The organism is Sporosarcina sp. Marseille-Q4943 (assembly GCF_943736995.1).
Lineage (GTDB): Bacteria > Bacillota > Bacilli > Bacillales_A > Planococcaceae > Sporosarcina.
This window is the reverse complement of sequence record NZ_CALSFT010000002.1, coordinates 1417157-1429866: the sequence shown is the minus strand read 5'-3', so window position 1 is coordinate 1429866 and position 12710 is coordinate 1417157. Positions and strand designations below refer to the sequence as shown.

11 protein-coding genes are annotated in these 12710 nt (G+C 41.7%); all 11 read right to left on the bottom strand.

Annotation, left to right across the window (positions count from 1 at the left end):
- Positions 1-954, bottom strand: a complete 954-nt coding sequence (pilM, locus tag NIT04_RS06950; RefSeq protein WP_252502827.1) for a type IV pilus biogenesis protein PilM — start codon at positions 952-954, stop codon at positions 1-3.
- A 28-nt stretch (positions 955-982) separates the two neighbouring features.
- Complete coding sequence (locus NIT04_RS06945; protein WP_252502826.1) at positions 983-1447, bottom strand: prepilin-type N-terminal cleavage/methylation domain-containing protein; 465 nt, start codon at positions 1445-1447, stop codon at positions 983-985.
- A gap of 119 nt (positions 1448-1566) precedes the next feature.
- Complete coding sequence (locus tag NIT04_RS06940; protein WP_252502825.1) at positions 1567-2778, bottom strand: type II secretion system F family protein; 1212 nt, start codon at positions 2776-2778, stop codon at positions 1567-1569.
- Positions 2779-2780: 2 nt separating this feature from the next.
- Entirely contained in the window at positions 2781-3818 is a 1038-nt protein-coding gene (locus tag NIT04_RS06935) for a type IV pilus twitching motility protein PilT (protein ID WP_252502824.1), read from the bottom strand.
- 10 nt (positions 3819-3828) lie between these two features.
- Positions 3829-5487, bottom strand: coding sequence for a GspE/PulE family protein (locus tag NIT04_RS06930; protein ID WP_252502823.1), 1659 nt, complete (start codon positions 5485-5487; stop codon positions 3829-3831).
- Positions 5488-5517: 30 nt separating this feature from the next.
- On the bottom strand, positions 5518-6855 hold the full coding sequence (locus tag NIT04_RS06925; RefSeq protein WP_252502822.1) for a VanW family protein: 1338 nt from the start codon (positions 6853-6855) through the stop codon (positions 5518-5520).
- A 37-nt stretch (positions 6856-6892) separates the two neighbouring features.
- Positions 6893-8137, bottom strand: coding sequence for a hypothetical protein (locus NIT04_RS06920; RefSeq protein ID WP_252502821.1), 1245 nt, complete (start codon positions 8135-8137; stop codon positions 6893-6895).
- Positions 8138-8154: 17 nt separating this feature from the next.
- Complete coding sequence (locus NIT04_RS06915) at positions 8155-8625, bottom strand: PilW family protein (protein WP_252502820.1); 471 nt, start codon at positions 8623-8625, stop codon at positions 8155-8157.
- Between the two features lie 28 nt (positions 8626-8653).
- Complete coding sequence (locus NIT04_RS06910) at positions 8654-9064, bottom strand: prepilin-type N-terminal cleavage/methylation domain-containing protein (RefSeq protein WP_252502819.1); 411 nt, start codon at positions 9062-9064, stop codon at positions 8654-8656.
- A 123-nt stretch (positions 9065-9187) separates the two neighbouring features.
- Positions 9188-10915 (bottom strand): sensor domain-containing diguanylate cyclase, encoded by a 1728-nt coding sequence (locus tag NIT04_RS06905; RefSeq protein ID WP_252502818.1) that lies wholly within the window; start codon positions 10913-10915, stop codon positions 9188-9190.
- Between the two features lie 28 nt (positions 10916-10943).
- On the bottom strand, positions 10944-12647 hold the full coding sequence (locus NIT04_RS06900) for a sensor domain-containing diguanylate cyclase (RefSeq protein ID WP_252502817.1): 1704 nt from the start codon (positions 12645-12647) through the stop codon (positions 10944-10946).
- Positions 12648-12710 lie beyond the last annotated feature (63 nt).

Genomic DNA, 12710 nt, shown 5'->3' with positions numbered 1-12710 from the left:
CTACACCTCTTTCAAAGCCAACCCGATCGTCCGGTTGAAAGTTGCGGGCAATTGTCGTCCATCTTGAAGCTCCAACGGCCTTTTCAGCAAACGTTCCGCTTGGATGGAAAAACGTTCCCGTATGGCCGACAATAAGCTATCCATTTCACTGTATTCGCCATTGACAAGCAAGTGAGTAATGGATGCATTTCCGTTATGTAAATTATATCGATAAAAGTTCATCAGCTTCTCAAGTTCCATCACAATCGTTGTCGGCGTGATGGAACGAGGATCTGCGTGGACGTCCGCAACAATCGAGAGATCCGCTGATTGCGATAGATCGACAGGCCGCATGAATAGCGGGTAATGTTTATGAAAAATCGACACGGTCAATACACCATCATGCATATCGGCGATAAGGACATGCTCATGCCCGTCAAATTCATACATTTTGTAAGCAAGTCGGTAAAGAGCGAGCGGTCCGATATCCGCAACGACCGGATTAAGCTTCACCGTTTTCAGCACTTCTTCGTACTTGTCCAATATGCTTTCCTTCGATGCAATTAATATCGCCTCTTTGCTCTCCACGTTCAACGTACATGGGACAACGTCGAAAACCGGATCATCGAACGGCAAATAAATCGTTGAACCTATTTCGATGAAGAAATGCCCCTTTAACTCATCCGGCTGTACATCTTCCGGATATGGCACTTTACGGATCATTACATATGTATCAGGAGCAAGGAACTGGACATCGCGCCTCGCGATGCCCCACTCCTTCAAAGTCCCTTCCAAAATGACCACAAGCGCCTCCGCATCGACAATCTTTCCCTCGACGACCGTGTTCGGAGGAAGCGCAACTTCCTCCGCAACATCCACGACGAGCGGCTCTGTCGACTTCAACCGGACAAACCGGACGGCATCATCTTCAATTGTGAGAGTGGCCGGCTGTTTTCGGCGGTTGAATAGTGGCATGTTTTACATCTCCCTAAAAACTGTATATTTACTGTTCTTTTGGTGGTATTGCTCCCCCACTTTTAACCTCTGTTGCTTTATTAATATCTTCTTTCGTTGCATTGGTAAATTCAAGTGATACACTCGAGTTCGTTCCAGAACCTGAAAACGCTTTTATTGTCTTTGAATCTGTAGCACTTATAGTTACAGCTGCATCTTCATCAGTCTCAAACGCACCTGCATTATCTAGATATCCAGAAGATACTAATTCACTTACTTTAACTGACGGCTTATCGTCTTCTTTTATCTCTTTATCTATAAAATATAAATCAGCGGCTGACAGTGCATTTAAAGCATCAGCCTTAATAGCTTTAACTCTAGAATTTTCAATAATTCCACCAATGGCAGGTACTGCAATCGCTGCAATAATCCCCAAAATTACGATTACCGCCAAAAGCTCGACAAGCGTTAACCCTTTTTCGTTTTTCAAACGTTTCTGTAACAATTTTTTCATCATTATTCCTCCCTATTCTATCTTATTTTCAATTCCAAATTAAGAATACCAAACTCCTAGTATAAATGAAACTATCAAACTATATTTATATATAAATATTTATTTTTCGACAAAATCCGTTACATATTATCTATTTCCGTAAATAAACTAAACATCGGCAACAGAATCGAAAGTACTATCGTGCCAACTAATCCTGCTAATAGGACAATCATAAATGGTTCGATCAGTGCTTTAAGCCTGTCTGTAGATGCGTCGACTTCTTTTTCGTAGAAGTCCGCCACTTTTGCGAGCATTGCGTCAAGCGACCCGGTCTGCTCCCCGATTGCAATCATGTGTGGAATTAACGGCGGAAATGCCCAATGGTCCGACATTGGCTCCGTCAATGAGCCCCCTCGCTCGAGTGACTGTCTCGATTCACCTACGACGCGTGAGATAACTTCATTTTCCACAATCTTCTCCGTCATGGATAATGCTTGCAAGATCGGCACCGAACTCGCGAATAAAGAACTAAGCGTCCTCGTTAATGTAGCTAATGCCGACTTTTTCATCAAATCGCCAAAAATCGGAAGCCGCAACAGGAATGAATCAAGCAAATACTTCCCTTCCTTGTTGTTGCGCATCATCAATATGCCAACCGTTATTGCAGCCACTAGTAGAATGAAAAAATACCAATAACTCACCATGAAACCACTTGCCTTCAACACAAACTGTGTTAGCCATGGAAGCTCTCCTCCGACACTTGCGAAAAGGTCAACGAACATCGGGACGACAAAGGTCAACAGGAAAATGACGACGCCTATTGCTACAATCCCAACTACAATCGGATAAGACATCGCAGAAATGACTTTTTGCTTCGTCATATGTGCTTTTTCGTAGTGGTCTGCTAGCCTGTCCAATGAATCATCGACTGTACCGGACATCTCCCCGGCTTTGATCATGTTGATGACCAATGGCTCGAACGCCTTCGGATGTTTCATCAACGTATCCGATAACGAACCACCGCCCCGAAGGTCATCTCCGATAGAAATCAATATTTTTTGGAATGGTTTTGATTCGACTTGCAATGAAAGAATACGAATTGATTCCACGATGGTTACGCCTGCCCGGAGCAACGTCGAAAATTGTCGTAGGAACATGATGAATTGAATCCGCTTGATTGGTTTTCCAAGATGGATTTCTTTCGTGAGCACCGTTTCGGCTTGTTCGGTCAGATTGGTTACGCGAATTCCTTGGTTCTTCAATTTCAATGCAGCTTCCCGTTTATTCACGGCGACAATTACACCTGATCTCTTCGACCTTGCATCACGGCCTTCATATTTAAAGCGGGCCATCGTCAATCATCACCTTCGATATACGGCACTGCCGCCTCGTATGATATGAGTCCTCGGTCAAGAAGCTGTTTGACTGAACTATCCATCATATGCATCCCCATTGACCGACTTGTCTGTATGACATTCGGAATTTGATGGACTTTTTCCGAACGAATCAAATTAGAAATCGCTGAATTGTTGATCATCAATTCAGTTGCAACTCTTCTACCTTTCCGGTCCACTGTCTGAAACAGCCGTTGGGACAATACAGCCGTCAACACGCCAGCCAACTGGACACGGATTTGGGATTGCTGTCCGTGCGGGAAGACGTCTATGATTCGGTCAATTGTCGAAGCCGCACTCCAAGTATGAAGCGTCGCAAGAACTAGATGCCCTGTTTCCGCCGCAGTGATAGCTGTCGAAATCGTTTCAAGATCCCGCATCTCCCCAACTAGAATTACATCGGGATCCTGTCGTAAGGACGCACGTAATCCATCCGCGAATGAACTTGTATCGAAGCCGACTTCCCGCTGATCAATAATTGAAGACTGATGGGAATGAACATATTCAATCGGATCTTCGAGAGTGATGATATGTTTGCGCATCGTTTCATTCATATAGCGGATCATCGCCGCCAGCGTCGTCGACTTTCCCGAACCTGTCGGCCCCGTTACTAATATGAGACCTTGGGGAGTTTCCGCTAATGACTTCAATATCCCGGGCACTTGCAATTCATCAATTGATGGAATGATCGTCGGGATAGTCCGAAAGGCTAGCGAAATGGAACCGCGCTGCTGGAATGCATTTACACGGAAACGGGCAACTCCTTTTAATTCATAAGAATAGTCGATTTGTCCACTCTTCATGAATGCCCCGTATAACTTTTCAGGGATGGTTGATTTAGCTGCTTCATCGGTGAAAGATTCATCTACGGCATCTCCCCCATAACGCTTCAACTCCCCGTGGATCCTGAATACAGGTGGCACGCCGACCGTCAAGTGGATATCGGAAGCTTTCAATTCAAATGCTTTTTCTAATATTAAGTCTATTGTTTCATTCATAGCTATACCCCTATTCAATAAGTGAAACACGTAAAACTTCTTCCGTCGTGGTAATTCCCTGCTTCACTTTCTCCAGTCCATCATCAATCAAAAATACAGTCTCATTCCGCAACGCAATTTCCCTCAGCATTGCCGGCGTGCCGTGGTTATTAATGACCTCACGCATTTCATCGTTAATAATGAGCACTTCATGAATGGCGACCCTTCCACGATATCCAGTCATATTGCAAGCCGCACATCCAGGTCCCCGAACAATTGTATTAATCTCTTTGCCGCGTTTTGCAAAAATCTCTTTTTCCCGATTTGACGCCGGCATTTCTCTTCCACAATCCCGGCAAACACGGCGGATCAGCCGCTGGGCGATAATCGCATTCACGGAAGCCGTCACGAGGAACGGTTCAACCCCCATGTCAATCAATCTCGTAATTGACGCGATGGAGTCATTCGTATGAATCGTGCTTAGGACGAGATGACCCGTCAATGACGCACGGATTGCAATTTCAACGGTTTCACGGTCACGAATTTCACCGACCATGACAATGTCTGGATCCTGCCTCAAAATCGATCGCAAACCGTTCGCGAACGTGAGGCCGACTGCCGGATTCACTTGAATTTGATTGATGCCTTCCAGTTGATATTCAACCGGATCTTCTACGGTAATAATATTCACTTCTTCTTTATTCAATTTATTCAAAGCTGCATATAGCGTGGACGACTTACCCGAGCCGGTCGGACCGGAGATTAACACAATCCCATTCGGCCGTTCGATTTCCTTCATGAACCGCTCCAAGTTCACAGGACTAAAACCTAATTTCTTCAAGTCATTCAACGAGCTGCTCAAATCCAAAATACGCATGACGACTTTCTCTCCGAATACAGTAGGAAGCGTCGACACCCGCAGATCAATCGGTCGAAAATCGATTGTCGCTTTTATCCTGCCATCCTGCGGTACACGATGTTCCGTAATATCAAGAGACGACATAATTTTAATTCGCGCGGTAAGCATCGCTTGCATATGCTTCGGCAAATACCGTTCCGTCTTGAGCATTCCATCAACCCTAAAACGGATAACGACTTGATGCTCTTGTGGATCTATATGGATATCGCTCGCCTTCTGTGTAATCGCCGATGACAATAACTGATTGACGAGGCGAACAATCGGAGAATCAAGGTCAGTCAGTTCATCTTGCTGCTCTCTCGTTTCCTCCGGTTGCTCTATGAAAAAGTCTTCCAACAATTCATCTTCGTAATACTTTGAAATTGTCCGTAAAATATCATCTTTTGAAGCGATTGCCGTTTCAATATGGAACCCCGTCGACAAACGCAAGTCGTCGACAGCCAAATAATCCATCGGGTCCGACATCGCGACAAACAGTCTGTCCCCTTCCGCTTTCAAAGGAACAAGTAGATTCCGCTTCGCAAATTCTTTCGGAACGACATTGAACAGCTTCGGGTCAAATGGATACCTGAATAGATTGACGTGGGGAATCCCAAGCTGGAATTCCAGCACTTCAATTAATTGCTGCTCAGTAATATATCCTCTTTGAAGAAGTGCATCTCCGAGTTTTTGATCCCGCGGCTTTTCCTCCAATGCGGTTTGCAACTGCGTATCAGTAATGAGTCCAGATTCAACGAGCAGATCGCCCAATCGTTTACGTGCTGTCGCCATATACATCCCTCTTTCACTTCTTGACGTCAATCATTTCCCTATCGGAAGGCCGCTTTTATCGTAGATGACTTCCTCTTTTTTCGTCTCATCATTTCTGTTTTGATCTATAGTTCCTGAGCTATCTGACTCCATTTCTCCTGGGTTGGATGTTCCAGTTCCTGTTTCAGCATCTGTTCCACCATTTTGTGTAATGTCAGTTTCCACGCCATCAGTGCTGTCCGTCCCTGAAGCATTCCCTTTAGATAATGGATGGATTTCAATACGGTGAACCGGAGCATAAAAGTCTTCGGAAATATTCTCTGTGTCAACGACCTGCCCATCGACAGAAAGCGTACGTGTCACAACCGCTTCCACACCCTCGTTACCTTCCTGTGAAACAACGACTTGTCCATCATTGACAAACGCACTATATTGTCGAACAGTTCTTGGTTTATACGATTCAATATTTGAAATAGAAGGTTCGTATGTGTAATAAAATGGCTGGCCCTCTATCGAGAGGTGAATAACTCCAGCTGACCAAGACGCACGAATGTTGAATTCCGTCTTGTTCGGATTCGTGAACTTAAAGTCGAGGCCGAGCGTCTGATTCATAGCCGCTTCGAAACCTGGTTGAATATTTGGAGATATGACCGAGCTAATATTCCGCTCATCAATATGGAAATTGGTTTGTAAAATTGCGCTGTATAGTATAGAAGAAAGCAATGTCATCTCCTCATCACTAAGCGGTCCAACTTCAGGGCTTGTCAGCAATTCCATCATCGAAAACGACTCGAAAGGCAGAATGACCATACTGTCAAGAGCATGTATCGCTTTAGACGAAGATGGTAATATTGCATCAATGCTATATTCTGATGACGCCACTACCTCATTCGGTATCTCAATCACTCCAAGATAGTCTGTAATATGGACATTTCTTGGCATGATACCTGTTTGTAATTCTTTTTCAATTCCTGCAGCAATCAAATCAATTGCATCCTCCGTAAAGTGAATACGTGGCAGTTCCTGACCAAGCACAGTCGCCAACCCTTCTCGGGAAACATTTGCGATGATTGGATTGTCTTCTCCGGAATTCGCGTTCGCAAGAGTCATATCGATATCGAATGTAATTGTTTCAGGCCGAAGAAAGAATTTGATATCCTGGTAAATCAGGTTCACCTCTGCTTTGGACTGTAGCTGTGTTAAATCTGATGCTAGTTTTAACTTCGCTTGTTTGGTTTTATTGTTGGAAATATTAAAAGGACCGACGAAGGTGTGATTGTCAAAATTCCTTCCTATGGAGAATGAGTTATTAGCAAAAACACCACTGGATAAAAAACCAATACCAACTACGAAACTGGCAATTGAAAGGAATATCGTTTTACGGCTCATTTTACACCTCGTTAAAAATTTCTACTCAACAACCTCTTTATTTCTCATAATCTACCGTTAGATCTACATCGATCCTCTCTCGTTCGAAATAGATTAAGTTCAAGTTACCATTTTCTAAATCACTATCCCCATCGCTATTCAAAGGGGATAAGCCAGTACAATGCTGGATAAATTCCGAAAAAGAACCGGGGAATCTTGTTCCTTGACTGCCTTTACCAGGCCAAATTGCATTATACATGTTAGAATAGTAAATCAAATTACCTTTTATCTCTAATTCCTTGAGGTCTTTTTCGTTATAACCATCTAGGTTAATACATATTTTTCCGTCATTAGCAGTATTTATACTGGCATTATTATCATACTTAATTTTCCCCGCATTATTTTCTTTTCCAAGCAAAACTAGACTTCCGTATAAATTATTAATATTATTTTTGAACTCAAGCGACTCCAAAATCACCTTAGCATTCAAATTATTTATATTATTCTTTGCATCTAATTCTCCTCTATGAAACCAGATAAAGTTATTCATACTATTCGGATTGGTATAATTAATCAAATCAACTGAAGTACTATAGATACCACCCTTACCATCACAGTCTCCTTTTCCCTCTTTAGAACAAGGGTCAGTAGAAATAGCATTTACAGGTACAAATGTATCAAAGACAGCAGCGGGATTCTTTATGGGATCCGGTTTGATTGAAGGTATATTAATATCTGTCTCTTCAACTATAATTTCAGGAAGTGTATACTTTAATGTTGCAGTCAAAATTTCTTCTTTTGTAGGGGATACGCCTTCAATATCCATCTTTAATAATAAAAATCCATCTGCACCCGAAGATAGCATTTTCAATAAGGGTGATGTGAAATAAATATTACTGAGATTTGTTTCACTCTCATCTGAATTTAAAATATGAATTTGTTCTTTTACCGCATTCGCCATCGCTTGAAAGTCACCAAAATATTTTTGTCTTGCAGCTGTTTGAATAAGACTAAGCTCTACACAACCCTCTGGTTTCCCTACATTATTACAAACGACCTTACTTAAAACATCAGACTGAACTGCCTGAAAGATCTTCTTTTCCTCATTTCCAATATAGTTCACATAATAATCCATACCCATTTCCGCTGCTACAATCGCCATATTATTACTGTCAACAATTTGCTCTTGTTTAGCCGTGCTAATAGAGCCTCGCATAAATATCGCGATTACCGTCATGATAAAAACAATCAAAAAGAGGACGATCAATAATGCATAACCCTTTTGATTCATTCTAGTCTTCATTATAAATCGCCTCCTATTTACTGTTGTTCATCAAATCGTGATATAGTTGTTGAAATTTCCAAAATTGGTCCCTTATCGTCCAAACTTGATACTTTCACTGAGAGTGAATATGACGGTGAGTAAGCCCTTCCAGCATTCATGGCTTCTTTTTGTTTTGTGAAAATCATATCAGGATATCCTGATAGTTCATAATTGAATTTCGGATTAAAGTAAGTCGAAATCGTGTCGCCGTTTAAACACTCGACAATTTTCCACATCCCATCTTCTTCTTTTATCTGATAGCATACGTTTTTTGATTTCCTATGTATATTCTGCAAATCTGTGATGATATAATTTACTTCTTGCTGCATTTGAAGTTTTTTGGTTTCTACAATATTATGTTTCATACTAATCGTGACCGTTGTCCAGACTAGCATAATGACAAGGGAGGAAATGAGGAGTGTGGCTAGCACTTCTACCAGCGTCATACCATTTTGCTTTCTCATCATACCGATTCCCCCTCCTCCTACTACATTTTCAATCACGCACGTAGCCAAACGTTTCACTGATTGGCTTATCTTTTTGGCCTGGCCTGAAATATTTGATATGAACTTGATGTAAAGTGACTTGTCCTGGTAAATTTCCTTGAGGTTTTAGATCCGGTTCCATTGTATATTCCAAGGTTACTTTATAGCCGTTTTCCTCATCCGTAATAAGACACTTTCCGCTTGCCCCATCGCATTGTGAGGGAAGACCTGAACCCCTAATCTGATCTAATTTATTTCTAGCTAAATTCATAGTCTCCAACTTACTACCAGTCTTCTCATTAAAATTAGTCATCTGCGGAAAAATCGTCATAAATCCAATAAAGACGATGCCAAAAATGACAAGCGCGGCTAGGATTTCGACTAGTGTCATCCCTTTTTCATTGATCTTATCGCTTCTCATCAGAGACATCGCCTCCCTTATAATCTTACTATTACTAACAGCATACAAAATCCGTCCAAACTAATCAACCAGTCTATTACAATAGTAAAATAATCATAGAAAAAGACCGGCAATTACCGGTCTTCAACTTACAACATTTTCTTTCTCTTCTTCGTATATCCCTACCCGGTTCCTCCCTGCCTGTTTGCCGCCTATGTAAAGCGCTCGGTCGGCATTCCGGAGCAATTCCTTTCCGTCTTTAGCATCCATCGGCATCGTTGCGACGCCAATGCTCACAGTCATATTGATGATTGTCGGCTCTCTTTCTTCCGATAGATCCGGGATGATTTTGAAACTGGACTCTTCCATTTCCTTTCGGATCGTTTCAGCAAGCTTGATTGCATCCTCTTTTTCATAATTGGGCAGTATCATTACGAACTCTTCGCCGCCATACCTAGCTAGCGTCATATCGGACGTTTGGTATTTCCTCAATAGTGCGGCAAATGCACAGAGCAGATCATTCCCGCTTTGGTGTCCGTATGTGTCGTTAATGGATTTGAAGTGATCGATATCGAGAATAATTGTAGACAATGTGGAAATTTCACTGGTATGATAGCGAACCATCTCTTCATCGAGTTTTGATTCTAAATAACGGTAATTATAAAGACCTGTCAATCCGCATCTCACACTCTTCTCCACTGTCCGCTCGTAATACCTCGCCTTTTCAACTGCGGTTGCAAAATAGCCGGTCAATAGATCCACCATCTGCACATGCACTTCTTCAAACGCATATCGCTGATTCGATGTGAGAATAAGGAATCCTTCTGTTTTCTGGTTTCTTTTGATTGGCGCCGTCAGGACACTTTCCACGGAGGAGTCAAACGTATATCCCTTCAAAGAGGCGACACTCTTTTTATTCAAGAATAACTTGGTCACTTCCACTTCTAAGCCATCCCCATCACATCTCTTTTGCGGAAATGAAATTCTAGTCACCATGCCGCTGCGGAATTCCCCTTCTTTGTGAGCGAGCAAGACGAGATTTTCACTCATCCTTAGATCGACGATATAGGCGCTGTCATAGGGAATTACTCTTTTAATTTTATCTATAAATGTTAGAAGGACATCTTCAACTCCTAACCGATCCGCAAGCTGATGCCCTATTTCTGCTGCCGAAGCTAATACGTCATTCAATTGGTTTGACTCCATATAATTCCGAGTGACGATGAGTACGAGCAAAAATGGAACGCCTATTAATAAAAATGCTTGGTTTCCAAGCTGTTCAAGAAGGAAACTGAATACGATTGCAAAAGGTAATAAAAGTATTGATACAATATAATCCCATAAAGTTGCTTTTTTCATTGCAGATGTATCTGTTCTTAAAACTGTAAAGGAAAAATATAAAAGTGCGCAATTGATTAATGAATAGGCGGAAGCATAAATAAATCCGGCCAAAACAAGCTTACTTAATTCCATTTGTCCACTCGAGCCACCAACTGCATAAAAAATTGCACTACTCACTAGGGAGGTAATTGCAAAATGAATCGAATTAAATGTGAATTTAAACAAATTTGGCGTGGCTGATTTTGATGTGAATAATAATGTCAAAACAGCTATTTGCATAAAGACCATCTCGGCTAATAAGCCGTATTGGAAAAACACTGAGAAAATAACCCATTTCTCTAGTGTAATCACTGTATTTTGCACTATTATGGTTAGCCTCATAATAGCAATCACTATCAATAGACTAATTGCCAAATAGAAATAATCATATTCATTAGAAGGGAAATAGGAATAGGCAATATAAAAAGCTGCCGGTACTATTAAAAGCCATATTAAATGTACTGTCTTGATTTGTCTCTTACTGACTTTCAATCTCCTTATCTCCTTCCCATGACTAATTTTATTTCACGTATTCGGCCACCCGGTCTCTTCCGGCTTGCTTCGCCCCGATATATAGAGCGCGATCGGCGTTACGTAATAAATTCATCGCTTCATCCGTATCCGTTGGAGCACTTGCGACGCCGACGCTGGAAGTGATGGACACTTTCACCGGGTACTTGTCCTCGCCCAAATCCGGAATAATCGTAAATATATGCTGTCTAATGAGCAATCGAAGCTGCTCCGCAAAACCAACGGCTTCTTCCTTGGAATAGCCAGGCAATAAATAGACGAATTCCTCGCCTCCATACCGTCCGATCGTTCCATTGTCCGGTAATGATTTCTCCAAAATTCTTGCAAGGCCGTATAAAATGTCGTTCCCGCTTTGGTGTCCGAATGTATCATTCACTTTTTTGAAGTGGTCGATATCGAGCATGACGACAGATAAGTCATCAATATCCCCCATGTTCATTCGGTCCATTTCCTCGTGAAGCTTTTCCTCCAAATAGCGATAATTGTACAGATTCGTCAGCGCGCATCTTTCACTCCGTTGCAGTGCTTCTTGCACATATCTAGCCTTTTCAAGCGACACAATGTAATACGAGCCGAGCAAGTCCAAAATCTTTAGCTGGTGATCTCCAAAAGCAGCCTTACGATTCGATCCCAAAAGGAGAATACCGTTCGTTTTGTTGTTATGAGACAGCGGGATGCAAAGAACACTTTCCAATTCCTCAAGCGCAGAAACTGTAGCATACTGTTCCCAGTCTTTTCTTTTCGAATAGATGACAGGCTCCTTCATCTCCAATACCTTCCCTGCTATTCCTTCTCCGATCTGGACAGTTTGGAACGGTAGGTTGACAAAACGCCTTCCTTCATACCATTTTTCAAGCTCAAGCCATTGATCATGATTCATAAAAAGAAATACATAATCAGCTTTGAATAATTCACTCGTTTTCATAATGAACTGTGTCGTAACAGTCTCTTCATCAGTCATGACGGAAAGCTCACTTCCGATTTTCCCTGCTCTTTTAATATACTCATTGATCTTTTCAGAACGACCGTATAGGCGGATAATAGAGATTGTCATGAAAAAAGGAAACCCGATTAGTAAAAAAGAAGCGATGCCGACCATATTCAGCATTAAATAGAATGTCATAGCTAATGGCAAAATGAGAATGAGAGTCGAATATTCAAAAACTAGATCTTTTATCGTATATGGACTTTTCGCTCCTCTCATTTCAAAATATGTATTCAAAAGTCCTATATTCGTTGATGTATGGACAAGCCTGTATACGGCCACCCCAATGAGAAGAGTCCAAAAATCCGCCGATCCAATTTTTCCACCTACTACGAAGAATGCGCCTGCCGCGGCCATTGAGAGCAAGAACATCAGAATGGAATTTAGAAAAAGTCGCTGAAGGTTTTTCTCATTTCTTTTCACCACAAAAAAGCCTGCTAGAATCGATAATTGCATGACAATCATTTCTATTGCAATGCCATACATGAGGAAGGCTGGCAAAGTGACCCACATGACTAAAGAGACTGGTTTTCCATTCCGCTTAATCGGAAATAGAACTGTCAGTACACCAAAAATAATAAAAAGCATCAAGTAGACAGGATTGATGCTTTCGGGCATCTGAGTTTGTAGGAAATAAATAATTCCGGTCGGAACGATGAGAAACCAAATAATGAAAAGGCCGATTGTAGACCACTTTTTTTCAGACACCCCTCATGCACCCCTTAAAGAATATACGTACAATATACGAAATGATATGGTGTAGTCTTTATT